The organism is Methylophaga sp. UBA2012, assembly GCF_002335235.1.
GTDB classification, from domain to species: domain Bacteria; phylum Pseudomonadota; class Gammaproteobacteria; order Nitrosococcales; family Methylophagaceae; genus Methylophaga; species Methylophaga thalassica.
Map to the genome: position 1 here is coordinate 115,910 of NZ_DDCG01000019.1, position 25,620 is coordinate 141,529.

General features: G+C 41.3%; 21 protein-coding genes. 20 read left to right on the plus strand and 1 reads right to left on the minus strand.

The genetic code is table 11. The features are described from left to right. The 14 genes from B2248_RS13715 (at position 1) to B2248_RS13780 (ending at position 18,109) form a co-directional block, all read left to right on the plus strand. Entirely contained in the window at positions 1-1,041 is a 1,041-nt protein-coding gene (locus B2248_RS13715; RefSeq protein WP_273179952.1) for a glycosyltransferase family 4 protein, read from the plus strand. Positions 1,042-1,052: 11 nt separating this feature from the next. Next, positions 1,053-2,036, plus strand: coding sequence for a glycosyltransferase family 2 protein (locus B2248_RS13720; RefSeq protein ID WP_273179955.1), 984 nt, complete (start codon positions 1,053-1,055; stop codon positions 2,034-2,036). Between the two features lie 103 nt (positions 2,037-2,139). Then, on the plus strand, positions 2,140-2,553 hold the full coding sequence (locus B2248_RS13725) for a serine O-acetyltransferase (RefSeq protein ID WP_273179958.1): 414 nt from the start codon (positions 2,140-2,142) through the stop codon (positions 2,551-2,553). Positions 2,554-2,665: 112 nt separating this feature from the next. Then, positions 2,666-4,909: an AMP-binding protein gene (locus B2248_RS13730; protein WP_273179959.1), complete on the plus strand. Its 2,244-nt coding sequence runs from the start codon at positions 2,666-2,668 to the stop codon at positions 4,907-4,909. Between the two features lies 1 nt (position 4,910). Next, on the plus strand, positions 4,911-5,888 hold the full coding sequence (locus B2248_RS13735) for a glycosyltransferase family 2 protein (protein ID WP_273179962.1): 978 nt from the start codon (positions 4,911-4,913) through the stop codon (positions 5,886-5,888). A gap of 95 nt (positions 5,889-5,983) precedes the next feature. Next, positions 5,984-7,144: a glycosyltransferase family 4 protein gene (locus B2248_RS13740; RefSeq protein WP_273179965.1), complete on the plus strand. Its 1,161-nt coding sequence runs from the start codon at positions 5,984-5,986 to the stop codon at positions 7,142-7,144. 74 nt (positions 7,145-7,218) lie between these two features. Next, positions 7,219-8,142, plus strand: a complete 924-nt coding sequence (locus B2248_RS13745; protein ID WP_273179968.1) for a glycosyltransferase — start codon at positions 7,219-7,221, stop codon at positions 8,140-8,142. A gap of 12 nt (positions 8,143-8,154) precedes the next feature. Next, positions 8,155-9,384 (plus strand): glycosyltransferase, encoded by a 1,230-nt coding sequence (locus B2248_RS13750; RefSeq protein WP_273179970.1) that lies wholly within the window; start codon positions 8,155-8,157, stop codon positions 9,382-9,384. Then, positions 9,385-10,104, plus strand: a complete 720-nt coding sequence (locus B2248_RS13755; protein WP_273179972.1) for a hypothetical protein — start codon at positions 9,385-9,387, stop codon at positions 10,102-10,104. Further along, positions 10,101-11,222, plus strand: a complete 1,122-nt coding sequence (locus tag B2248_RS13760) for a WecB/TagA/CpsF family glycosyltransferase (protein WP_273179974.1) — start codon at positions 10,101-10,103, stop codon at positions 11,220-11,222. The genes B2248_RS13755 and B2248_RS13760 overlap by 4 nt, the downstream gene beginning before the upstream one ends. 8 nt (positions 11,223-11,230) lie before the next feature. Continuing rightward, entirely contained in the window at positions 11,231-12,784 is a 1,554-nt protein-coding gene (gene xrtD, locus B2248_RS13765) for a VPLPA-CTERM-specific exosortase XrtD (protein ID WP_273179977.1), read from the plus strand. A 9-nt stretch (positions 12,785-12,793) separates the two neighbouring features. Beyond that, positions 12,794-15,184 carry a tetratricopeptide repeat protein gene (locus B2248_RS13770; protein WP_273179980.1) on the plus strand — a complete coding sequence of 797 codons (2,391 nt, stop codon included), beginning with the start codon at positions 12,794-12,796 and terminating at the stop codon, positions 15,182-15,184. Between the two features lie 30 nt (positions 15,185-15,214). Then, positions 15,215-16,612: a mannose-1-phosphate guanylyltransferase/mannose-6-phosphate isomerase gene (locus tag B2248_RS13775; protein WP_273179982.1), complete on the plus strand. Its 1,398-nt coding sequence runs from the start codon at positions 15,215-15,217 to the stop codon at positions 16,610-16,612. A gap of 9 nt (positions 16,613-16,621) precedes the next feature. Then, positions 16,622-18,109 (plus strand): phosphomannomutase, encoded by a 1,488-nt coding sequence (locus B2248_RS13780; RefSeq protein ID WP_273179985.1) that lies wholly within the window; start codon positions 16,622-16,624, stop codon positions 18,107-18,109. A 31-nt stretch (positions 18,110-18,140) separates the two neighbouring features. On the opposite strand, the gene B2248_RS13785 is transcribed toward B2248_RS13780, so the two are convergent. Further along, positions 18,141-20,780, minus strand: coding sequence for a PAS domain S-box protein (locus B2248_RS13785; RefSeq protein WP_273179987.1), 2,640 nt, complete (start codon positions 20,778-20,780; stop codon positions 18,141-18,143). Positions 20,781-21,070: 290 nt separating this feature from the next. On the opposite strand from B2248_RS13785, the gene B2248_RS13790 reads away from it, so the two are divergent. Genes B2248_RS13790 through nuoF form a run of 6 tightly spaced genes read left to right on the plus strand, consistent with a single transcriptional unit; the run spans position 21,071 to position 25,610 of the window. Next, the gene (locus B2248_RS13790) at positions 21,071-21,427 is read left to right on the plus strand and encodes an NADH-quinone oxidoreductase subunit A (protein WP_007146561.1); all 357 of its coding nucleotides are present in this window, start codon (positions 21,071-21,073) and stop codon (positions 21,425-21,427) included. After that, positions 21,418-21,900, plus strand: coding sequence for a NuoB/complex I 20 kDa subunit family protein (locus tag B2248_RS13795; RefSeq protein WP_007146560.1), 483 nt, complete (start codon positions 21,418-21,420; stop codon positions 21,898-21,900). Before B2248_RS13790 ends, B2248_RS13795 begins: the two co-directional genes overlap by 10 nt. Positions 21,901-21,914: 14 nt before the next feature. After that, positions 21,915-22,574, plus strand: a complete 660-nt coding sequence (locus tag B2248_RS13800) for an NADH-quinone oxidoreductase subunit C (RefSeq protein WP_273179990.1) — start codon at positions 21,915-21,917, stop codon at positions 22,572-22,574. Then, a complete protein-coding gene (locus tag B2248_RS13805; RefSeq protein WP_273179993.1) occupies positions 22,574-23,827 on the plus strand; it encodes an NADH-quinone oxidoreductase subunit D in 1,254 nt (417 codons plus the stop codon). The genes B2248_RS13800 and B2248_RS13805 overlap by 1 nt, the downstream gene beginning before the upstream one ends. Further along, positions 23,824-24,336, plus strand: a complete 513-nt coding sequence (nuoE, locus tag B2248_RS13810; protein WP_007146557.1) for an NADH-quinone oxidoreductase subunit NuoE — start codon at positions 23,824-23,826, stop codon at positions 24,334-24,336. The genes B2248_RS13805 and nuoE overlap by 4 nt, the downstream gene beginning before the upstream one ends. Beyond that, the gene (gene nuoF, locus B2248_RS13815) at positions 24,333-25,610 is read left to right on the plus strand and encodes an NADH-quinone oxidoreductase subunit NuoF (protein WP_273179996.1); all 1,278 of its coding nucleotides are present in this window, start codon (positions 24,333-24,335) and stop codon (positions 25,608-25,610) included. Before nuoE ends, nuoF begins: the two co-directional genes overlap by 4 nt. Positions 25,611-25,620 lie beyond the last annotated feature (10 nt).

Below are 25,620 nucleotides of genomic sequence, written 5' to 3' on the forward strand. Positions count from 1 at the left end.
GTGAGAAAAATTTATTACCTAATCCCTGACTTATATAAAAAAAAGGCTTTTTCATTTAAGGGAGTACTTAGTTCCTTAAGACATGGGGGGGTACGTAAATACCTATCTGATTGTTTTCTAAGAACACCGAAGCCTGTCGGTGGTGTGAAGATTATTTATCAACATTGCGTATTGCTCAGGGAACTTGGTTATGAGGCTTTTCCCTTACTAATGGGAGAGTACGAGGGTAATTTCTATGGTTATGATATCAATACTGTAAAATATAAAGATGTAATTAATACTATTGATAGTACTGATGTGGTTGTTTCTACCGAATTTGAGCCATATCAGGGATTACTTTTCAATCAGTGCATTAAGATAATGTTTTTACAAAATTGGGCTGGCCTTTGGTCCAGAAGAAAACCAATTGATATTCACAAAACATATATACAGTTGGGCTACGATATTGTCATTACTTGTAGTGATTTCTGCAGTAATTATGTTCGCGAACAAATGCAGATCAATGTCAAAACCATAACCAATGGAATCGACACATCTCTTTTTAAACCCGGTGATAGTTCTAAAAAGAATAATCGTATTCTTGCTATGTCTCGTAAAAATCCAAATGATCTTCACTACATCAAGAACTTACTTATTGATACTCCATATGAATTTAAAATCGTGGATGGTCTAACTCAAGACGAACTTATTAGAGAATATCAGCAGGCAGATATTTTTCTAGCAACAGGTTATCCAGAAGGCTTTGGTTTGCCTCCTCTGGAAGCAATGTGTTGTGCATGTATTGTCGTTGGTTTTACGGGTGGCGCGGCATCGGAGTTTATGATTGACAACAAAACTGCATTAGTATCAAAAGATGGTGATTGCACTAAAGTAGCACAAGATCTCCGTAATCTCTTGAGTCAGCCTGACTTGAAAGAACAAATAAGAATGCAGGGCTATAACCAAGCTAGAGAGTATGATTTAGCAAATACTAAGAGAGAGTTAAGTGCTTTTTACGGACAATTATTTCAAAATGATGCTTCACATCAAAAAAATACTTAGGTTGATAGATGATGTCTAACAACACGATTAGGGTGCTTGTTTCAATTGTAAATTACAATTCCTCTGATTTAGTCTGTAGGATGCTTAAACAGTTAGTCAGTCAATTAGATATCACTAGAGATAAAGTGATTATTGTCGATAACAACTCTCCAGATGACTCAGTTCAGGTTTTAAGGAAATTTATTGATGCAAAGGATTTAAAACACACTGTTTTATTAGTTGAGTCAGAAGATAATGGCGGATTTTCGTATGGTAATAATCTAGCAATCAAACATGCCATAAATTATCTCAAGACTCCTCCTGAATATGTGTGGCTTTTGAATCCTGATACTTACCTTCTGGATGATGCTCTTAATAATCTGACTAGTTTTTTTCATAAGTATCCTGACGCAGGTATTCTCGGTAGTAGTTTAGAGGGTGAAAATGGAGAACTCCAAGAGTCTGCATTTAGGTTTCATTCTCTGAAAAGTGAGTTGTTGTCAGGTTTGAGATTAGGGGTAACGGATAAACTGTTTTCTAAGTATTTAGTTTCTCCTAGATATATTTCTACTCAGCCTGAAATCGTTGATTGGTTGGCTGGTGCAAGTATGTTTATTAGGTATTCGGTCATTGAAGATATTGGATTAATGGATGAGAATTATTTTCTTTACTTTGAGGAAACAGATTTTTGTCTGCAGGCAAAAAAGTCTGGTTGGGACTGTTGGTTTGTTCCATCTAGCAGGGTCATTCATTATGTTGGACAAAGTACTGGTATTGTTAGTGGTGATAGTCTCCGCCGAAGACGGCCGAAATACTGGTTTAAGTCAAGACAACATTATTTTTTGAAGAATTATGGTTTATTTTATACCGCATTGGCTGATTTATCTTGGGGAGTAATGTTTAGTCTTCATAAGATTCTAGATATCATCAGATTAAGATTCAAAAATGATCCTAAGTATTTATGGTTTGATTTTTGGCGCAATAGTATTTTCTTTTCATGGTTAGATAGACTCTGATATGTTTTTTTCAAATATTAGGGATGATCTAAAGGCGAATAATAAATCAATTAACCAGGCTGGGTTTAGGACCTTGATTGTCTATCGTTTTGGACGATGGCGAATGTCTATTCGACCTCGAATGTTAAGAGCTGCTCTGAGTTTTTTATATCGAATTATGGAAAGGCATGTTCGTTTCAAATACGGAATAGAGCTACCATATACGGTAGTACTCGGTAAAAGTGTTGTGTTCGAGCATCAGCATGGCATTGTGATCCATGGCAATGCAACTATTGGAGATGACTGTATTATTCGCCAAGGAGTCACAATCGGAAACAAAAATACCGAATTTCCCCATGATGCGCCCAAAATTGGTTATAACGTTAATATTGGTGCTGGAGCTAAGATTTTGGGCAACGTGAGTGTTGGTAATTTTGTGACAATTGGTGCAAACGCAGTTGTCACTATTGATTTGCCTGACTATGCAGTTGCAGTTGGAGTACCTGCAAAAATTATCAAAATAAACACGCCACGTTAATGACTGTAGTTAAAATATTTCGTGTAAGTTAAAAAGTTAACCACCCTTGTACTATGTACTATTAATTTTTTTGTAAGAGTCGTGTCGAGTAATACAGGAATTAGGATTACAAATGTTTGACAAAAGAATTACAGGTGTTGTTTCTCTAAATTCTCTAGACTATGTTGAGAAAATTTTTTCCTGTTATGAGAAAAATGAAGTTGTAGTTCTTTTAAGAGATATTGATGACGCTCGTATCGAAATGGTGGGCGCTAGTAGTATTATTCAGCCTGAATTAGTGAGTGGGTGGTTTAGCTCTAAATATAATACATTTAGGGATGATGACACACTAGCTCAGATTGCTTTTACATCAGGCACTGAGGGGGAACCAAAAGGCGTGTTGCTCACGCACAGAATTCTCTCGGACGTAACAAAAAGACTTAACGAAGTGATGGAGGTGGATAGCTCAATCAAAGAGTATGTTGGGGTTCCTGCAAATTTTTCGTTTGGTTTTGGTCGTTTCAGAGCTATCTCATCTATAGGAGGGAGTGCTTACCTTCCAAAGAATGGTTTTGACCCTGTCGAAATTCAAAAAATGTTAAGTAATAAGGAAATCAATTCAATATCTGCAGTACCAAGTCTATGGCGAGTATTGTTAAAAAATAAAGCTATTTTTGGGAATGAAGCCAATTACTTAAAATGGATTGAAATTGGAAGTCAGTATATGAGCCGTTCGGAAAAAGAAGAACTGAAAAGTCTTTTTCCTAACGCAATAATTGCTCAGCATTACGGTCTTACCGAAGCTTCTCGTACGACTTTCTTACGCATAGATAATACTGAAGGAGAACTGTTGGAATCAGTCGGAAAAGCTTATGGTCATACAGAGCTAAAAATTGATGGAAATGGGAGAATCTGTATTAGGGGACCCCATGTGTCTGAGACACTCCTCAAACATGGTAAACCAATAAGCAATGTGGATGATGAGCGCTGGTTTCATACAAGCGACCTCGGGAAATTAGAGAATGGATTCCTTCATTACTTAGGACGAGCTGACGATCAAATCAACTGTAATGGGATTAAATTAAATCCTGACAACATTGAGCGTGAGATTCGGGAAGAATTAAAAATCAAAGATGGACTAGCTGTTGGAGCTATCAGTAACGATTTTACTGGCGAGTCTGTACTTGTTGCGGTGAAAGCTGACGCCAACATAGACACGGATAAGCTAATCGAAACAACATACAAAATTTTATCCTCAAAAGGGATCAACGGAGGAAGTGCGGCAAAATTTTGTTTAGTAAATGACTTTCCTTTAACAAATACGAACAAGGTTCGTAGGAAAGCCCTAGCGGAGCTTTATACAAACAAAACTGCGATTAGCATCAAACAGGCGAGCTATCATGAACCACGTAATGACTTTGAGTTGAGTTTATCTGTAGTTTGGCAAGGCATTCTAAAACGCGATGCCATCGGAATAGATGATAATTTTTTTGCATTAGGTGGTGACTCACTCACTGCTGTTATGGCTGTGCACGAGATGGTTCAGGCAACGGGCGTAGAGTTTGAACTGGGAGATTTATTTACAAATCAAACGATAAGAACTCTGTCGGAGCATGTATCCAAAGGTGAACCAAGAACATTGTCATCTGTAGTTCCTTTAAAAAAAGGAGAGAACGCCACTCCTATCTTTTTCGTATGTGGGATCAATTTATATCAACACCTTGCTGATGCATTACCAAGTCAGAATTCTGTATATGGTATCTACGTTGCACAAGAAGAGACTTTATTTAAGAAAATACTTGATGGACAAGAGTCTGATATATCCACAATAGAGTTATCTAAAGCATACGCCGACTCAATTCTCAGATATCAACCTGAAGGACCATATATAGTCGCTGGCATCTCATTTGGTGGGATGATCGCTATAGAGACGGCGGTAGCTCTTCAGAAACTTGGAAAGATAGTTGAGGCTGTGGTCATGCTTGACACAATACTTCCACAGACAGTGAAGCGAACTTTACCTAAAAGAAGCAAACTTTTGTTTAAGTCTGCATACACCTCTTTAAAAAATGCGGTGGCAGGGAAATCTATAACTAAGATTGATATAGACTCAATGAGAAAACGTGCCTATCATCGAGCTCTGAAAAATTATAATAAAATCAGTGGTGAACTGAATGCGAGAGTCCTGCTCATCAAAGCAGAAGACCGCTCTGAGTGGGGTAGTGGTGTCAGTTTTGAAAGTGATTATGGTTGGCAAGATATCCTAGGTAAGAAACCAGAAGTGTATGAGGTTGATGGTAGCCATATTGAAATCATCACACCACCATATAATAAGGTCGTCGCAGATATCATTGTAAACGCGATAACGAAATCATAATATGAAAAATATTGGTGCAGTGGTAATAGGACGAAATGAAGGTGAGCGTCTAAAAATTTGTCTTGAATCTCTTCGTAAACAGATTCGTTATGTGGTTTATGTTGATTCTGGTTCTACAGATTCAAGTGTGGAGATAGCTAAATCAATTGGTGTTCACGTAATCAATCTTGACCTTAGAATACCATTCACTGCTGCAAGAGCTCGCAATGAGGGGGCTATATGCATACAAAATCACCATCCACAAATTGAGTTTATCCAATTTGTGGATGGTGATTGTGAAGTACAGTCTGGTTGGCTAAGTAAAGCTTTAGACTTTCTCGAATCTTCGGACGATTATGCTGTTGTATGCGGCAGGCGACGTGAAAGGTATCCAAATGCTTCAGTATTCAATCAGCTTTGTGATATCGAATGGAATACTCCAGTCGGTGAATCAGTATCATGCGGTGGTGACGCCCTGATAAGAATAAAGGCATTTCAACAGGTGAATGGCTATCGTGACAGCCTTATTGCTGGAGAAGAGCCTGAGATGTGTTTTCGTATGCGTCAGAATGGGTGGAGGGTTATGCGTCTAGATGCAGAAATGACACTGCATGACGCAGCCATGACTAAAGTCTCACAATGGTGGAAGAGACATCTGAGAGCTGGCCATGCTTATGCTGAGTCATACTTTCTACATGGTAAAACCACAGAAAAATTTAGGTTTAAAGAGGTTCGAAGTAATATTTTCTGGTCTGGGTTGCTTCTCATTACACTCTCGTTATCTTTATGGAAGCCAGTTTTTTTATGGTGTTTAATACTTTTCATTATGCAAATTATTCGAACGGTGCTACGAGATCAATCTAACAATAGAGATCTTCTACAATCTTTATTAGTATCAACATCGAACCTTTTAGCAAAGATTCCACAAACACTGGGGCTTTTTGTATTTTACAGGAATGTGTTAACTGGAAGAAAACAAGGCTTAATTGAATATAAGTAGCAACTCAACAGTGTAGGGTGAGCGAGTTATAGCTGCTCTGAGTGTATTACGTTTCTATTTATTAAGAAAGATACAAATCCTATAAGGTCAATTCTATGATCAAAATAACGTATATTCCTGGTCCTGGTGACGTTGTTGGTACATACAATTACTGGAGAGAAGGTATAGAAGACCCTCGAATCCCAGTACTGACATATTCATCTATGATGTACAGTGCCTGTAAAAAACTAAAAGCTAAGTTGCAAGTTATCACGACTAATAAGCCGCCTAAAATACATGATGATTGGATATCATTTTCTCAAATACCTGAAACATCTCAATCGAAAAGCTATTTTGTTGCTCAATTTGAAAGATTAAGAAATATCAGAAAAACTCTTGATGCTTTCCGGCCTGATCTTGTTATAGTTGGCTCAGATGTTCCCGTAATGTTGCTTTTTTTATTGAAAAATAAAAAATGGAAATTATGTTTGTCGATACATAATACATACTGGAGTGCTGGTCGGATGCCATACTCTAATTTGAAATCAAAAATTAAATATTACGTTATCAAAAGTAATATCAGGCTTACTGATGGTGCACTTTGTACATCAGTCCAATGTGCTGAACAATACAAATCAATGCATATAAATGATGTACCTGTTCTTACTCAAATTCCTGCTGTTACCCATGAGTTCACTCCAAACAATTCATCATCTGTTCGACGTATTGCATATCTAGGGAGGATTGAGAAAAACAAAGGTATTTTCTTGTTGGCTGAGGTAATTAATGAGTTAAAACAAGATTACCCAGAGTTAAAATGTTTTTTTGCTGGCTCTGGTACAGCTGTGGGTTTATTAGAACGATCTATTAGTGATTCACAGAGTGATGCCCTTGAGTACATTGGAGTTTTATCAGGTAAAGAGGTTCATGAATTTTTACATTCTTCTGATTTACTAGTAGTCCCAACGATGTCTAGTTTTAATGAGGGACTTGCTAAGGTAGGGTTCGAATCATCTGTTCATCTCGTTCCTTGTCTTTATTCAGATGTAGTACCTGCAAAGGATTATTTTGTTGATGCTTGTTCAGTTTTCCGAGCAGATGATAAACAAGATCTAAAAAATAAATTAATCAACATTATAGAAAACCCTGATTACTATCTTTCTCTTAGAGAACATTTAAAAGACCATGTTGATGAAATGAAGAAGTCCAGTCAATTATGGGGAAACCTCGTAATACAACTTGTGGAGAGTATCATGGAAAAAAAAGTTTGCAGTTAACAAGGGGTGGCATAGCTATTTCTGATTAGGATTCCAATTTTGAATCACCTTAATGAAGGATTATGGAAAAGATTATGAGTTATTTATTGGTATCACCATGTCGCAATGAATCTGACTATATGCGGATAACACTGGATAGTGTCGTGAATCAGACCGTCAAGCCTGATCTATGGGTGATTGTTGATGATGGTTCTACTGATGCGACGCCACAGATTTTGGCTGATTACGCAGAGAAATATCCCTTCATCAAAGTGATAACACGTGAGAATCGTGGTCACCGTAGCGTAGGGCCTGGTGTGATCGAGGCCTTTTATTATGGCTATGATCAGGTGGATGTCAGTCAGTTTGATTTTATCTGTAAATTTGATTTGGATTTAGATTTACCCCCACGTTATTTTGAGATTTTGATTGACCGCATGAAGCAAAATCCACGTATTGGTACATGCAGTGGTAAAGCATATTTCAGAGATAAAAAATCTGGTGAGCTTATAAGTGAGAAATGTGGTGATGAGATGTCTGTTGGCATGACAAAGTTTTATCGCCGAAGCTGTTTTGAAGAAATTGGTGGCTTTGTTAGACAGGTGATGTGGGATGGAATTGACTGTCATAAGTGCCGTCAATTGGGCTGGATAGCGGTGAGCTGGGATGAGCCTGATTTACAATTCATCCACCTTAGACCTATGGGGTCAAGTCAGAAGGGGATATTTACTGGTCGTATGCGTCATGGTTTTGGTCAGTATTTTATGGGAACTGGGCTGATTTATATGACCGCTTCCTCGGTTTTCCGTATGTTGCATCCTCCTTACTTTCTGGGGGGAGCTGCTATGTGGTGGGGCTATGTGAAAAGCATGCTGACCCGTCAGCCACGCTTTGCTGACAAACCTCTCGTTGCGTTTATTCGTCATTATCAATGGCAATGTCTTGTCAAAGGGAAAGCTGAAGCAACCCGACAGTTAAACGAACAACAAACTGTTGTTTGGCAACAATCTCACGGCTAGAAGGGAATACGTTTGAAACTGGCATATCTGGCACCTGAGATTCCTGCGTTATCTGCCACATTTGTATATAACGAAATTCTGGCCTTGACTGAACTAGGCCATGAGATAATACCGTTCTCTGTGCATAAACCAATCATGCCTGCCACTGATCAACACCTTGATGAATTGAGGTCGAAGGTTATATACCTTTATGCAATGTCAAAAAAGACTGTTTTTTTTGGTCATCTCAAATTACTGACTAAAAAACCTATTCACTACATCAAAGAACTTAGTAAGTGTGTGAAAGATATGTTCCAAGTGAACATTCTATCGCGTGATGCACGAGGTCTTCTTTATCGCTTCTTCTATGCAGCTAAGCTGGCACAAGATTTATTAGACAATGATATTCAGCATTTACATGTGCATTTTGCACATGTGCCCACTGATATTGCGATGTATGCCAGTATGCTTTCAGGTATTTCTTTCAGCGTAACAGCTCATGCCAACGATATATTTGAGCGCGGTTTATTGTTAGATAAAAAGGTCGGAAGGTCAGGTTTTTTTGCCACAATTTCTGACTTTAATCGTCACTATATTCAGCAGACCTATCAAGTTGAGCCTGACAAATTAGAGATTATTCGCTGCGGTGTTGATAGTCGAGTCTTTACCCGCAAGCCTTCTACAGACTTATCGACTCCGGTACGGATTGGTCTGGTAGGCAGGCTGGTAGAGAAAAAAGGTATTGATACTCTTATTTCTGCGATAGCTATCATGCGTACTCGCTTTTCTGATTTTAAAGTGGAGATTGCTGGTTCAGGTCCACTGGAAGAGCAATTAAAACAGCAAGTCAACCAACTTGAGCTGACCGATAAAGTTACATTTTTAGGGGCATTACCTCACGATCAGGTGGTTAAATTTGTTACTGGATTGGATTTGTTTGTCTTACCCTGTAAAAAAGATAAGCAGGGCGATATGGATGGTATCCCGGTCGTGCTGATGGAAGCTATGATGGTGGGGACGGCCGTCGTATCCTCAAAGATCTCAGGTATTCCTGAGCTGGTGGTTAATGAACAAACCGGCATGCTGATTGAGCCTGACAACAGCGAACAATTGGCTGTAGCGATGCTCGAGCTCATAAAGGACCAGGCTTTAAGGACGACACTGATCAGTAATGCCGAGAAAAAAGTTCAACAAGAGTTTGCACAGGATATCAACGCCAGGCGTTTGCAGACATTATTTACTGAAACAATCGGTCGTTTTTAGATGCAAAAACAGGGACGGTTTTTCAGACGACGATATATTCTTGTTCCTACGCTATGGACAGTAATTATTACTATATTGTTATTGCTTACCATAAGCGTATTTCTTGTAAACAATGTTGCGTTCTTTTTAGCGAAACAAGAGCCAGTTGAAGCTAATATTCTAGTGGTAGAAGGCTGGCTTGAGCCAGCCGCACTCAGTCAGGCTTACACTGAATATAAAACAGGTCATTATGATTTGGTCATTACTACCGGCGGCCCTGAAGCAAGAAATTTTACCGACCAGTTCGATTCATATGCTGAACAAGCGGCATATCAGCTAGCCTTATTCGGACTTGATGAGGATAAGTTACAGGTTGTTGCCACTCCCGCTTCCGCTCAGGATAGAACCTACTTAAGTGCCGTGATGGTGAGACAATTTATTGAGTCATCAATTGTCGGAGATAAAGTGATAGGCATTAATGTATTTTCTGCTGATGTTCACAGCCGTAGAACTCAGTTTTTATATCAACAGGCCTTTAATGCTTTGCCCATACCCATTGGTATTATCCGTGCTGTGCCTGAGGACTTCACTTTGCAATATTGGTGGCAAACCAGTGCCGGAGCCAAAACGGTACTGGTTGAATTAATCGGCTGGATTTATGCACATTGTTGTTTTGATTTACCAGCCAGGAATTCTCACCAGGAAATGTGGGGATTACCTCGCGATGAGACTATAAAATGAGTAACACATCTTTTTTTCCTGACCTTGATCAGCGAAACAAACAACATGTATTGATGGGCTTGCCTTTTGACTTTGTCAGTATTGCTGAATCAGCAAGCCTAATCGAGCAGGCTATTTCATCAAAAAAACGCTGTTTTCTCTCTACCCCAAATATTAATTTCACCATAACGGCGAATGAAGATGATGCCTTTTATCAATCAGTCGCGGTCAGTGATTTATCCGTGATCGATGGCATGCCTCTAGTTTGGCTGGCTAAAATGATGAAATTACCGGTCAAAGAACGAGTAGCCGGTTCAGATCTATTTCAGTTTTTGTCCGAAAAAAAGAGAGAGGAACCGATTAAAGTCTTTTTCTTTGGTGGTGAAAGCGGTGTTGCCGAAAAAGCTCATAAACAACTTAATATTGATTCCGCGGGTATGGTGAGTGTTGGTTTTTATGATCCGGGTTTTATCAGTATTGAAGAAATGAGTCAGGACAATATTATCCAGAAAATTAATGACGCAGAACCTGATTTTTTGCTTGTTGCGCTGGGTGCCAAAAAAGGTCAGGCCTGGATTATGAATAATATGGCGAAGCTAAACGCGCCAGTGATTAGCCATTTGGGGGCGGTAATTAATTTCGTGGCTGGTTCAGTTGTCAGAGCGCCTGAGAAATGGCGTAAATTCGGACTGGAATGGCTTTGGCGTATAAAACAAGAGCCAAACTTGTGGAAACGGTATGTAAAAGATGGCTGGAGTTTGAGTTGGTTATTACTGACAAAGCAACTTCCCTATTATTTTGTGAATAAAAAATATAAGCGTGGTATGAGTCAGGATAATGCCGTCAACTGGCAGCCAAACACATACACCTTATTTTTAGCCGGATATTTTCAGTCTGATAATCTTGAAAAATTAGATGCATTGATAAGTACCATGGTGCTAGCTAATCACTCTCAATTAAAGATCGATTTGTCTGGTGTTAGCTATATTGATAGTTCATTTATGGCGAGGTTATTGACACTTCAGGGCAAGCTTAATTTGGCAGGTTGTGAGCTTATTGTTTTGAATCCCAAACAGAAAATAAAACGATTAATGTCATTAGCTGGTGTTTTAAAACGATTCAAGGTAATCTCAGGCTAATTCATTACATGAAACAGCAAGGAGCGGGCACAGTGTTAAGCTATCAAAAAGCAAGTGTATTTATAGTCACGCTTGTGTTGGCTTTTATCACCTATTGGGGGGGAATTGCTGAAGCATATACGCGGTGGAATACCCAGGAAGAGTATAGTCATGGTTTCCTCATTCCACTGGTCAGTCTGTATATACTTTGGGAGAAAAAAGATCTGATTCTCTCATCGGTCTCTCGGCCCATGTGGAGTGGCTATTTTTTAATTCTTCTTTCACTGCTCGTATACATACTTGGAGAATTAAGCGCCTTATTTATTCTGATTCAATATTCCTTTGTTTTGACTCTGGTTGGCTTGTCCATGATTTTTCTTGGTAAAGCCAGTCGATATACACTCGCTCCGATCTTGCTACTATTATTTGCCATACCTTTACCTTACGTCATTGAGGTCGTGCTGACGGCGAAATTGCAGTTGGTGTCATCCTGGTTAGGTGTTCAGGTCATTCGCCTGTTTGATATTCCCGTGTATCTGGAAGGGAATATTATTGACCTTGGCGTATACAAACTTCAGGTGGTTGAGGCCTGTAGTGGTTTACGCTACTTATTCCCATTGATGAGTCTTGGGTTTATTGCAGCTTATTTTTACCGTGCCAGCTTTTGGAAAAAAGCAGTCGTTTTTCTGGCAACCATCCCTATTACGATTTTGATGAATAGTTTCCGAATTGGTGTGATTGGTGTGCTGGTGGATAACTGGGGTATTGCTCAAGCAGAAGGTTTTTTACATGATTTTGAAGGCTGGATTATCTTCATGGCCTGTGCTGGCCTACTTGCATTGCTGATTTGGTTAATGGAAAAGCTGACAACGGGCTATTCGTTTGCCGATGTCTTCGGGGTAGAGCAATACAATAAAACCAAACCAATATTTTATGAAAACAATGCTTCGTCATCAGGTAATCTGATAATTTTTTCTCTGACTGTTCTCACCCTTTTATCAAGCTATGGTGTAACACACTATATTGATAATCGTCAGGAAATCATTCCAGAGCATAATGCCTTAGTAAATTTTCCGATGAAACTGGATGAGTGGACAGGATATCAAATGCCTCTAGATGACAGGGTTGAGTCCAAATTGGCGATGACTGATTATTTATTGGCTAACTATCAAAATAAGCAGAAACAAACAGTCAACTTTTATGTGGCTTATTATGAAACGCAACGTAAAGGTGAGTCACCACATTCTCCACGCGTATGTATTCCTGGCGGTGGTTGGGAGATAGCTGCATTTGACCGAATCGAAGCGAATGGCCACCCCGCCAATCGTGTCATCATTAAAAAAGGCACACAAGAACAACTCGTGTATTACTGGTTCCAGGGGCATGGTCGTATTGTCGCGAATGAATACATTAACAAGTGGTATTTATTACAAGATTCAATCATTAAAAACAGAACTGATGGCTCATTGGTGAGAATGGTCACCATGGTGGCAGACAATGAAACAGCGGCGCAGGCAGAACAACGAATATTGTCGTTTATGCAGGTCGCCGAGCCAAAGTTAAAACAATATATTGCGGAATAAGGTAGGGATATGAAAGCGAGTAAAGGTTTATTGCTGGTATTGATGCTGGGGATGGCAGCGGGATGTGGAAGTTCTGCTGATAGTGCAGCGGATTATGTTGAAAGTGGTAACGAGTTTTTTGATAACGGGAATTATGACAAAGCTCGGTTGGAATATAAAAATGCTATTCAGATTGATCCCCGACAAGCAGAACCTTACTATCGATTAGCCCTGTTAGATGAGCAAAGCAAAAACTGGAAGCAAATGTTTGCTAATCTGACCACAGTTGAACAGCTTGACCCCAACCATGTAGATGCTCAAATTAAACTTGGAAGACTCTATCTGCTGGGCGGTAAACTCGATGAAGCGATGACCAGAGCCGATAAAGCGCTGTCTTTAAAACCTGAAAGTTTTGATGGTCGAATTCTCAAAGCCTCTATTCTGGCTAAGGAGCAGAAGTTTGATCAAGCTTCCAAACTGCTTGCTGAAGTAGCAAAAGATTATCCTGATCATAAAGACATTCTGTCTTTAGAAGTCTTAATCTTGAAAGACAAAGGTCAGTTACCTGCCGCACTGGCAAAAGCTCAAGACGCTGTAGAAAAATATCCTGAAGATCTGTCATTACGATTAATCGAATTAAGTCTTTATAACGAAATGAAAGACTACAAGGGTATGGCGAATGTCTATGAAGAAATTTTAGAGCGAAAGCCTGATGAACGCGAAGTGGTATTGTCTTACGCTAAACTTTTAGTCTCGCAGTTGGATAGATATGATGATGCGTTAAACATTTTACAGTCTTTCCTGAAAAACCATCCTGATGACGCTGAAGCTCAGCAGTTTTTATTGGGACTAATTAATCAGAAAAATCCTCAAGAAGCACTCACTAAACTGGACGAGATGATTAAAGCCGCACCTGAAAACTATGACTTGCGTTTTGCTAAAGCGGCCTTGTTAGATAAAAATGGTGATGTGGATGGTTCTGTCAGTGAACTTAACCGTATTGTTGAGGAAGACCCACAGGGTATTAACGGAAATAAGGCGCGTGTAATGTTAGCGTCTTACTATGCGTCAAAACAGGATTTCGACAAGGCACGTGAATTAGCTCAGGCAGTTCTCGATGTTGCTCCTGAGGAAAGTGGTGCGTTGTTGGTCAGAGCCAAACTGGACTTAATCGATCAAAAGTATGACCAGGCAGTCACAGATTTAAGGACCGTATTAAGAAACTCGCCTGATTCTGATGAAGCCATGATACTACTTGCGCAAGCCTATCAGAAACAAGGTTCTGAAGCCCTGGCAGAAGACAGTTTTAGACAAGCTTTAGCAGCCAACCCTTATAACGCAACTGCTGCTTTAACAGTATCGAGTATGTTGCTTCAAGAAAGTAATTACGATAAGGCTGAACAAGTTTTGGTGACGGCTTTAGACAAAAATCCGACCAACGCTACATTACTGCAACAACTGACAGAGGTCAGAATTCTTAAGAAAGACTGGAAAGCAGGCATTGAAACCATTGACCTTCTTAAAGACCAGCAAGGTGATACCTTACTTTCTCATTTATTATCTGGACAGTTATACGAAGGGCAGGGGGACTACGCGCTTGCCAAGGCCGAGTATGAAGCTGCTCTTGAGTTGGAACCTAATTCAAGTCGTGCAATGCAGGGACTGGCTACCAGTATGGAAGCATTGGATGAAAATGAGCAACTAGAAAGCTATTTGAATAATTTCAACCAAAAATATCCTAATTCAATGAATGGTTATGCCACTCTGGCTATTCACTACTTTAGGGTCGACAAAGCGGAACAGGCTGTCACTATTCTTGAGAAAAAAATTGCTGAACAGAAAAACTGGACGCTTGGTTACTCGCTCTTAACAGATTATTACTTACGTAATGACAAATTAAATGAGGCTGCAAAAGTATTAAAACAAGCGGTGGATAATATTGATGACAATATCCGTTTTTCACTACAACTGGCTTCTATAGAAGAGTCACGGGGTAATTATGGTGAAGCACGTAATTTGTACGATGCAATTCTGAAAAAGAATAATAATGTGGATATTGCTGCTAATAATTTAGCCAGTTTATTAACCGATCGGTTTGAGTCGCCAGAAAACTTAAACCGTGCGTTGGAAATCACCCAACGCTTTAAGTCTTCAACTCAACCTTACTTTTTGGATAGTTATGGTTGGGTCAATGTAAAACTGAATAAGCTCGATGAAGCAAAACCGGTGCTGGAGCAGGCGGTTTCATTAGATCCGAATGTGGCGGTATTTAATTATCATCTCGGTGTTTTACATGCGAAGCAGGGCAATAATGATTTAGCCAGACAATATCTGAACACGGCTAAGCAACAAGCATCACAAGATAATGATAGTACTTTAATGGCCGATATTGACACGGCATTGAGTGCACTGGATAACTAAAGCTATTAACTTGTTAAAGCGGAATTTTAAATGATACCTGTTGTAATGTCTGGGGGAAGTGGTACGCGTTTGTGGCCACTTTCACGTAAACATAAACCCAAACAATTTTTGAATTTGTTTGGTGATGACTCTATGTTTCAACAAACTATTCTTAGACTGAAAGGTTTAGATAGTGCATCACCCATAGTGGTATGTAATGAGAGTCACCGGTTTATGGTGGCGGAGCAATTATTAGAAATTGGTATTGAATCTCCCAGCATTCTTCTTGAGCCAGCAGGTAGAAATACGGCTCCTGCTATTGTGAGTGCTGCATTTCAAGCACTTTCTCGTGAACAGGATCCGGTACTGTTAGTTTTGGCTGCTGATCATGTGATTGCGGATATTGAAGCCTTTCATCAAGCGATAAAAATCGCTGAACAGCAAGCAATAGCCGGAAATCTAGTGACATTTGGTATTGTTCCGAATTGTGCTCATACTGGCTATGGCTATATTCAGGCTGAAGAAAAAGGGGGGATTTCAGCGGTTAAACAGTTTGTTGAAAAGCCAGATTTAGAAACCGCTGAGCAATACCTGGCCTCTGGCGAGTATTACTGGAACAGTGGGATGTTTATGTTCAAAGCTTCGCTATTGATCGAAGAAATGAACAAATTCAATCCCGATATCGTTGAAAAATGCCGTTTAGCCGTAGCACAAAGTGAACAGGATTTAGATTTTGTCCGTTTAAATAAAGCCGCATTTGAAGCCTGCCCATCGGACTCCATTGATTATGCTTTGATGGAGAAAACCAATAAGGCCGTCGTCGTGCCGCTTGATGCTGGCTGGAATGATGTCGGCTCCTGGTCATCGTTGTGGGAGTGTTCACAACAGGATGAGAACAATAATGTACTGAAAGGCGATGTCGAAATACAGAATGTGAAAAACGCTTATATTCACAGCGAACACCGACTTGTCTCTGTGGTTGGAGTTGAGGATCTGGTGATCGTTGAGACAGCGGATGCGGTGATGGTCGCCAGTAAAGCACAGGCGCAGGATATCAAAGATATCGTTGCCAAACTCAAGTCACAATCACGCCCTGAAGCTGAAAATCATCGTCTTTGTTACCGCCCGTGGGGATATTATGATTCTATTGATTTGGGTGAACGGTTTCAGGTCAAGCGTATCCGAGTAAAACCGGGCGCATCACTTTCTCTGCAAATGCATCATCATCGTGCTGAGCATTGGGTGGTAGTCCAGGGGACGGCTGAAGTAACCAGAGATGATGAGGTTTTCTTACTTTCTGAAAATGAATCAACTTTCATTCCTGTCGGACAAAAGCATCGACTGCATAATCCGGGGCGAGTGCCTTTAGAAATTATTGAAATTCAATCTGGTGGCTATCTTGGTGAAGACGATATTGTACGCTTCCAGGATAATTATCACCGCAACTAACCTATTCAGATGAAAATTCATATTGAACAATTGATGTCAGATTCTGGCGTCAAATTTGGTACCAGTGGTACCCGTGGTCTGGTCACTGATATGACAGATCGTGTTTGTTTTGCTTATACCGCAGCATTTTTGCAGCATCTGATAGCTGATAAGCAGATACAAACAGGTGATGAGTTCGGTATTGGTGGTGATTTGAGGTTAAGCAGTCCGCGCATTATGAATGCCGTGGCTAGAGCCTGTCAGCATTATGGTTTACAGCCCGTTAATCTGGGATTTATTCCGTCGCCAGCGGTTGCTTTGTACGGTATCTTACATAAAATGCCGACCATTATGGTGACCGGAAGCCATATTCCTGATGACCGTAATGGCATGAAATTTAATTTGCCGATTGGGGAAATACTGCAGGCGGATGAACAAGCCATAAAACAACAGTTTGTTGATATACCTGATGAGTTGTTTAATAACGAAGGTGAGTTCATCAAACAAGATGATGTTTTTGCTAAGCCATCTCTATTAGCTGAAACGCTTTATATCGAACGCTTCTCACATTTTTTCCCAGAAAATTGCTTGTCAGGCATGACTATTGGTATTTACCAGCATTCTGCTGTGGGTAGGGATTTACTCCAACAGATTTTATCTGTGCTAGGTGCAAACACTATTTGTCTGGGGCGAAGTGATCAATTTGTGTCAGTGGATACTGAAGCTATTCGTCCGGAAGATGTCAAACTTGCTCAACAATGGGCATCGGAGCATAAGCTGGATGCGATTGTGTCCACGGATGGTGATAGTGATCGACCGCTTATTAGTGATGAAAAGGGACGTTGGCTTAGAGGTGATATTGTCGGTTTGTTAACAGCGATCTATCTTGCTGCTGATATTGTCGTGACCCCTGTCAGCAGTAACTCCGCTGTCAATGCTGACTTTTTTGAGCAGGTCATACGTACCCGAATAGGTTCACCTTATGTTATTTCAGCCATGCAAACGGCAGTCGCAGAATCAAAAAAATGTATTGTGGGTTATGAAGCCAATGGCGGTTTTTTACAGCAATCAGCCATTGAATTAGCAGGAAATACATTAAGCCCCTTGCCTACAAGGGATGCGGTTATTGTTATTTTAAGTGTGTTGTTATTGGCCAAACAACGACAACAGAGCGTGTCTGAACTGAATTCTTCTATGCCTGCGATTTACACCAGTAGTGATCGACTGAAAAACTTCGCACTGGAAAAAAGTCGTTTACTGCTTGAAACATTATTACCTGATAATGAGCTGAGTCGAGAGCAGGTTAAACAGCTATTTCCATTCATGGGTGAGGTGAAAGCTGTTGATACAACCGATGGTGTGAGAATGTCTTTTGCTAATGATGAAATCATTCACATCAGGCCCTCTGGCAATGCGCCGGAGCTCCGTTGTTATATTGAAGCCAGTCATGAAAAACGTGCAATAGCATTAAACCAGCAGGCGTTAGACGCCATACAACACTGGGCCGGGTCAGCTTAACTTATACCTGTTTAGGGTGACTCAACTGAGCTTAGTGCTTGATAGATTTTTCTATAGCTTGGTTGATAGTTTCAATTAACAGTTCAAAGTTAAGCGGTTTAGTCAGATAATAATCAAAACCTGCTTTCAGGCCTCTATCAATGTCTTCTCGCATGGCGTTAGCACTTAACGCGATTGTTTTGATATCGCGAGTGATGGCAGAACGTTTCAGGTCTTTTAATGCCTCGAAGCCATTTTTGCCTGGTAAGTTAATATCCATCAGAATCACTTGAGGCTCAAATTGTCTGGCTATTTCTAACCCTGATTCTGCATCGACGGCTGTTAACAGAATAAATTGCGAGTACTGTTTAAAAAACCGCTGCATCAGGTTCAAGTTGGTAGGGTTGTCTTCTATACATAACACTTTGATATGCTGACTCTGCTCACCATCCAATTGATCAGACTGGTTATTTGCAGCTGATAATATCGAGCTATTGTTGACGGATGAGCGCTGAAGCTCTATCCAGAATGTCGATCCTATATCTCGCTTGCTTTCAAAGCCAAAACGTCCATTCATTAACTTAATCAGTTCACGGCTAATAATCAGCCCTATTCCTGTTCCCTGTATATCAGAGCTGTCTTTATCAAGACGGTCAAAGGGCTCGAAAAGACGTTGCTGTAAATTTTCATCAATACCGTAGCCCGTGTCTTTGATGGCAATGCGTATCGAGTCACTATCCGTATGGCTGACAATAATTTCTATACTGCCACTAGGCTTATTGTATTTTGCCGCATTGGATAATAGGTTAAGCAATACCTGTTTTAATTTAATGTGGTCGGCACGGACAAATAGAGATGAGGATTGTGTTGGGTAACTTTCGGTAATACGTAAATCAAGCGCACTAAGTTGATTATGAATGAAAGGTAAAATATGTTCGATGAGTGGTTTTAGTTCGACATCTTCCACTGAAACTGACATATGACCACTCTCTATACGTGACAGGTCAAGCACCTCATTGATTAATGACAGTAAATGATTACCTGAGCTTTCAATCATACTGACCGATTCGCGTTGGTCATCATTTAACTTATCCATCTGTAACAGCTGAGAGAAACCGATAATGGCATTGAGCGGTGTTCTCAGCTCATGACTCATCTTGGCAAGAAACTCACTTTTAGCCTGATTAGCATGTTCAGCCTGCTGCATGGCTTTGATCAGTTCTTGCTGGTATTGATAACGTTCAGAAATATCACGAATAACACCAATATAAAATTTACGATGGCCAAACTGCATTGGACTAACATTGAGTTCAATCGGAAATTGGCTGCCATCTTTCCTGGTCGCTGATAATGAACGGGTCCGATGAATAATTTTCGGTTCATGTATATCAGCTTGTTTCAGATAATTATCATGTTTATGTCGCTGTTCTTCATCTATTAAGATGGATACCGGCTGACCAATCAATTCGGCTTCCTGATAGCCAAATAGCAAACAGATGGCGGGATTGACCATCGTGATTCTTCCCTGATCATCGATGGTGACAAAACCATCATCTGTTTGTTTAATAATGGCATCACGTTGTTGCAGTGAGACAATTTGTTGCTGAGTGGAACGGCGATAGAAATAGGTACCAAATGCCGTCATAAAAATGATAAACACAATACTGACAATCACGCTGAATAACAGCGAACGGTATAGTTTGTATACTTCGGAAACCTCTGTTTCTGTGACAACCCCCATATTGAGTTGCTCATCCCAGCGCCAGCTACCGATGACTCTGACGCCACGATAATCACGATAGCCTTTCAGATTGACCCCAGTTTTATGCTGGGTCAGGGACTTAGCCATCAGTGTCAATGGCATAGGGCTTTTCACTTTTTTGTCGGGTGACTCCAGTAAATCAAAACCGGGGTCACGGACTTCGAGTTTCAACTCAGTGAGCGGATTCGAAGCATCGATTAATCCTGCTCGAATTAATTGGTTAGTAAATTTACTTTGGGTCAGCATCCGCCCTTGTTCATCTATGGCATAGGCTTGACCGGTTTGTCCGACCTGATTTTCATGAAAAGCCGGGTTAAACAGCTTGTCTGGATTAATTTCAAACGCAAAAAAAGCGACTGTTTTTCCCGCCCAATCATGGATAGGAGCAATAAATAACATGGTTGGTAAGGGATATTGATGCCGTAATGTTGATTGCCATACGGATGAAGGCATAAATGGATGAGAGGTATAGACATCCTTTTTCGATAATGCAGCAAGAATATTATCTGGCAGGGTAATATTCTGTTCAGGCTTTGCGAAACCGCTGATGCCTGACAAAATCAACTCACCGTTGAGGTTAAATAATTTGTAGTCTCGGTAACCTTCATTGGTGATCGTTGCTTTCAGACTGCCATCAACGAGTTGATATAAATCCTGCTGCATCGCTCTGTTTTCATGTTTATTAGCTAATAAAGCGATTTGCTGAATAACGGTATTCTCTGCCCAATAAACACTATTTCGCTGGTGATTGGTGAAAGATTGTTTGACTCTGTTAATGGAGGTAACTAATGCCGTATTTAGACGTGACGTGACATCCTCCTGAATCAGTGAGAATAAATGCGAAGCTGCCACACCAGCGGCTATTAAAGCCGCTAATAAAATGATGATCGCTACCACAACAGGTGTACTTAACCACTTATTCTTATTCACCTGAAATGATGCACTTTATTGTTTTTTTATCTGAGACATTGGTTTGTTGGGAGTTGAGCATTGCTCAAATCAAAGTAAGGCATATTCGAGCACAATCTATTCAGTTCTGTCCAGTCTCATAAGCTTGGTAAAAATCGTTATTTATCAAATATTGTGACTTCTCATCAGCGTTTTTAGTGTGTAGTATCAATCCTGATGATTGCGGTCATAGTTGATAATGCAATCAGGGGCATGAGCAGTGACGCAAGTCCCTCATGCTGAGTTGTCGAGACATCGTAAGGAAGCGCAGCATGCTGGAGAATTATCTCCCGATTTTGTTGTTTATCATTATCGGCATCGGCTTTGGTGTTCTGCCATTGCTGGCTGGTTTTGTATTAGGACCTCGTCATCCGGATAGTGAAAAACGCTCAGCGTATGAATGTGGGTTCGAGCCTTTTGAAGATGCTCACATGAAGTTTGATGTTCGTTATTATCTCGTCGCTATTCTCTTTATTATCTTCGATTTAGAAATCGCATTCCTGTTCCCCTGGGCCATCGTATTAGATGAGATCGGTGTATTCGGACTCCTAGCCATGTTCTTATTTCTGGGCATTCTGGTGGTTGGGTTTGTGTATGAGTGGAAAAAAGGAGCGCTGGAATGGGAATAGAAGGTGTTCTTGAAAAAGGCGTTGTCACCACCTCTGCTGACAAGCTGATTAATTGGGCAAGAACCGGATCCTTATGGCCAATGACATTTGGCCTGGCCTGCTGTGCTGTGGAAATGATGCACGCGGGTGCTGCACGTTATGATCTGGACCGATTTGGCATTGTATTCAGAGCCAGTCCTCGTCAATCTGATGTAATGATCGTTGCCGGTACACTGGTAAATAAAATGGCGCCGGCACTTCGTAAAGTATACGACCAGATGTCCGAACCACGCTGGGTGATTTCAATGGGGTCCTGTGCTAACGGCGGTGGTTATTATCATTACTCTTATTCTGTAGTCCGTGGTTGTGACCGGATTGTACCCGTAGATATTTATGTTCCGGGCTGCCCCCCAACGGCTGAGGCATTACTGTACGGAATATTACAACTGCAGAAAAAAATTCACCGTACTAATACCATAGCCAGACAACCCTGAAAGCGACCTGTTTTATGATGCAAACCCTAAAAGCTAAACTTGAACAGGATTTTTCAGAAGCCTTGCTGGACTGTGAGCTGGTTAGAGATGAAATCACTTTGCATGTGGCTGCAGAGCACCTTATCAACGTTTGCACAACACTACGCGACGACTATCAATTTGAGCAATTGATGGATTTGGCGGGAGTGGATTACTCAGAGTACGGTGGCAGCAGTTGGGAAACGAAACAATCAACAGAGTTTGGCTTTAGCCGGGCTGTAGATGGATTGGGTCATGCAGAACCGGTGACGGATGGTTATCGCTTTGCTGTGGTTTATCAGTTGCAGTCAATTAAACATAACCAGCGCCTACGACTAAAAGTCAGACTGGCTGCCGAACAACCCCTCGTCGACAGCGTAACAAGTGTCTGGGCAAGTGCGGATTGGTATGAACGTGAAGCCTTTGATATGTTTGGTATTTTATTTGAAGGTCATCCTGATTTACGTCGCATTTTGACCGACTACGGCTTCGTCGGCCATCCGTTTCGCAAAGACTTCCCACTTATTGGCAATGTTGAGATGCGTTACGATGAAGACAAGAAACGCGTGGTGTATGAACCGGTCAGCATTGAACCAAGAACTCTGGTACCCAGGGTGATTCGTGACGATAACCGTTATCTCAGGGATGAGAAATAATGGCTGAGATAAAAAATTTCACACTGAACTTTGGTCCACAACATCCGGCTGCGCATGGTGTGCTTCGCCTTATTCTGGAAATGGATGGCGAAGTCATTGTCAGAGCGGATCCGCATGTTGGTCTGTTGCATCGGGGTACCGAAAAACTGGCTGAATCCAAGCCGTTTAATCAAAGCATCGGTTATATGGACCGTCTCGATTATGTATCGATGATGTGTAACGAACATGCCTATGTGATGGCTATCGAAAAACTGATTGGTATCGATGTGCCCATCAGAGCGCAATACATCCGCGTCATGTTTGATGAGATTACCCGGGTGTTAAATCATTTGATGTGGCTGGGAGCGCATGGCCTTGATATTGGTGCGATGACCGTTTTTCTTTATTGTTTTCGTGAACGTGAAGATTTGATGGATTGTTACGAGGCGGTATCTGGGGCAAGAATGCATGCCACCTATTACCGTCCCGGCGGCGTTTACCGCGATTTACCCGATAAGATGCCTCAATATCAAACATCTAAATGGCACAACGAAAAAGAGATAAAGAAAAAGAATCAAAACCGAGAAGGCAGTCTGCTGGACTTTATTGAAGACTTCACACAACGATTTCCTCATTGTGTCGACGAATACGAGACCTTATTAACCGACAACCGTATCTGGAAACAACGCACGGTCGGTATTGGTGTGGTCAGTCCGGAGCGAGCCTTGCAACTTGGTTTTTCAGGGCCAATGTTACGAGGTTCAGGTATTGAATGGGATTTACGCCGTAAACAGCCTTATGAAGTCTACGACCAATTGGACTTTGACATTCCGATAGGTAGGGAGGGCGACTGCTACGATCGTTATTTAGTCCGTGTAGCCGAGATGCGTGAGTCTAACCGCATTATCAAACAATGTGTGGATTGGCTTAAAGCGAATCCGGGGCCTGTGATCGTTGACGATACTAAAGTCGCTCCACCCAAACGCAGTACGATGAAAAATGATATGGAAGCCTTGATCCATCATTTCAAATTATTTACTGAAGGTTATTGTGTCCCTGAAGGTGAAGTCTACAGTGCGATTGAACATCCCAAAGGTGAGTTTGGTATTTATATGATTTCGGATGGGGCCAATAAGCCTTATCGTGTAAAAATTCGCGCGCCAGGGTTCCCACATCTGGCGGCTATGGATGAGATGGCAAAAGGCCATATGCTGGCGGATGTGGTTGCCATTATCGGTACGATGGATATTGTGTTTGGTGAGATTGACCGATGACAGAAATGGTATTGACCGGACCTAAACAGACTTTATTTACTGAGCAACTTCGTGCTGAGTTGGATAAGTGGATAGCCAAATACCCGATAGGCCGGGCTCAGTCGGCGGTCATTCCATGTTTACATATTCTGCAAGAAGCGAATGGTGGCTGGCTTTCCAGAGCCATTATGGATGCGTTGGCGGAATACTTATCCATGTCAAACATCAGTGTCTACGAGGTGGCTACCTTTTATAGCATGTTTGAGCTGGAGCCGGTCGGTAAACATAAGATTAGCCTGTGTACCAATATCTCTTGCATGTTGTGTGGATCAGAAGAAATTCTCGAACATTTGCAGCAACGCTTATCCATTAAGCCAGGGGAAACAACAGAAGATGGTTTGTTCACGCTAAAAGAAGTGGAGTGTCTTGGGGCTTGTGTCGGTGCACCAATGTTGTTGATGGATAAGCAATATCATGAATACCTCACTAAAGAAAAAATTGATGCTTTAATTGACGGGGTTCAGTCATGAAGCTGGATCAAGTCTGCTTTCGTACCAGCCATCTGTCTCCATCGTGGAACTTGGATGCCTATCGTCAGGTAGGTGGTTATCAGGTGCTTGAAAATATCCTGAGTAATAAGCTCAAACCTGAAGCCATTATCGAACAGATTAAAAACTCGGCATTACGTGGCCGTGGTGGCGCCGGTTTCCCTACCGGGTTGAAATGGAGCTTCATGCCCAGACGTTTGCCCGGCGATAAATATATTGTCTGTAATTCTGATGAAGGTGAGCCCGGTACCTGTAAAGACCGTGACATTCTCAGATTTAATCCACACCAGGTGATAGAAGGCATGATTATCGCTGGTTACACCATTGGTGCCCAAACGGGTTACAACTACATCCGTGGTGAATTTTATGAGCCCATAGAGCGCTTTGAAGCGGCATTGGAAGAAGCCAGGGAGGCAGGTTATCTAGGTAAGGATATTCTGGACAGTGGCTTTAATTTTCAGTTGCATACCCATATCGGTGCTGGCGCTTATATTTGCGGGGAAGAGACCGCCTTACTCGAATCACTGGAAGGCAAAAAAGGCCAGCCACGTTATAAACCACCATTTCCAGCCGGCTATGGTTTATATGGCAGGCCGACCACGATTAACAATACTGAAAGTCTGGCGTCTATCCCCGTGATTTTGCAGCATGGTGCTGACTGGTTTCATGACTTGGGAACACCGAATAATGGTGGCAGCAAAATTTTCTGTATGACCGGCCATGTCAATAAACCCGGTAACTATGAAGTACCGCTCGGTACTCCCTTTGCTGAGTTATTGGAATTAGCCGGTGGCGTCAGGCATGGCCATCAATTAAAAGCGGTGATTCCAGGTGGCTCCTCGACCCCTGTGGTGCCCGCTGACATCATGATGGGACTGGATATGAGTTATGACGGCATTGCAAAAGCACGTTCAATGTTGGGTGCCGGTTCGGTGATTGTTATGGATGATTCAACTTGTATGGTGAAAGCTTTACAGCGTATTGCTTATTTTTATTATGAGGAGTCGTGCGGTCAGTGCACGCCATGTCGGGAAGGTACTGGCTGGTTGTATCGGGTTGTGAAACGGATTGAAGAAGGCCAGGGCAGACAAGAAGATTTAGATCGGCTGGTGGATGTTGCTGAGAATATTAATGGCAATACGATTTGCGCCTTGGGTGATGCTGCCGCGGCTCCGGTTGTCAGTTTCATCAAACATTTTCGTGATGAATTTCAACACCACATCGATCACGGTCGGTGTATGAATAACACAGCGTGAAGGCTGAGTA

Excerpts from the sequence above, each read along its gene's own strand:
- B2248_RS13730 (WP_273179959.1), top strand. The coding sequence starts at position 2,666 with ATGTTTGACAAAAGAATTACAGGTGTTGTTTCTCTAAATTCTCTAGAC.
- B2248_RS13740 (WP_273179965.1), top strand. The coding sequence starts at position 5,984 with ATGATCAAAATAACGTATATTCCTGGTCCTGGTGACGTTGTTGGTACA.
- B2248_RS13745 (WP_273179968.1), top strand. The coding sequence starts at position 7,219 with ATGAGTTATTTATTGGTATCACCATGTCGCAATGAATCTGACTATATG.
- B2248_RS13720 (WP_273179955.1), top strand. The coding sequence starts at position 1,053 with ATGTCTAACAACACGATTAGGGTGCTTGTTTCAATTGTAAATTACAAT.
- B2248_RS13755 (WP_273179972.1), top strand. The coding sequence starts at position 9,385 with ATGCAAAAACAGGGACGGTTTTTCAGACGACGATATATTCTTGTTCCT.
- nuoF (WP_273179996.1), top strand. The coding sequence starts at position 24,333 with ATGAAGCTGGATCAAGTCTGCTTTCGTACCAGCCATCTGTCTCCATCG.
- B2248_RS13805 (WP_273179993.1), top strand. The coding sequence starts at position 22,574 with ATGGCTGAGATAAAAAATTTCACACTGAACTTTGGTCCACAACATCCG.
- B2248_RS13760 (WP_273179974.1), top strand. The coding sequence starts at position 10,101 with ATGAGTAACACATCTTTTTTTCCTGACCTTGATCAGCGAAACAAACAA.
- nuoE (WP_007146557.1), top strand. The coding sequence starts at position 23,824 with ATGACAGAAATGGTATTGACCGGACCTAAACAGACTTTATTTACTGAG.
- B2248_RS13770 (WP_273179980.1), top strand. The coding sequence starts at position 12,794 with ATGAAAGCGAGTAAAGGTTTATTGCTGGTATTGATGCTGGGGATGGCA.
- xrtD (WP_273179977.1), top strand. The coding sequence starts at position 11,231 with ATGAAACAGCAAGGAGCGGGCACAGTGTTAAGCTATCAAAAAGCAAGT.
- B2248_RS13795 (WP_007146560.1), top strand. The coding sequence starts at position 21,418 with ATGGGAATAGAAGGTGTTCTTGAAAAAGGCGTTGTCACCACCTCTGCT.
- B2248_RS13780 (WP_273179985.1), top strand. The coding sequence starts at position 16,622 with ATGAAAATTCATATTGAACAATTGATGTCAGATTCTGGCGTCAAATTT.
- B2248_RS13735 (WP_273179962.1), top strand. The coding sequence starts at position 4,911 with ATGAAAAATATTGGTGCAGTGGTAATAGGACGAAATGAAGGTGAGCGT.
- B2248_RS13790 (WP_007146561.1), top strand. The coding sequence starts at position 21,071 with ATGCTGGAGAATTATCTCCCGATTTTGTTGTTTATCATTATCGGCATC.
- B2248_RS13725 (WP_273179958.1), top strand. The coding sequence starts at position 2,140 with ATGTCTATTCGACCTCGAATGTTAAGAGCTGCTCTGAGTTTTTTATAT.
- B2248_RS13800 (WP_273179990.1), top strand. The coding sequence starts at position 21,915 with ATGATGCAAACCCTAAAAGCTAAACTTGAACAGGATTTTTCAGAAGCC.
- B2248_RS13775 (WP_273179982.1), top strand. The coding sequence starts at position 15,215 with ATGATACCTGTTGTAATGTCTGGGGGAAGTGGTACGCGTTTGTGGCCA.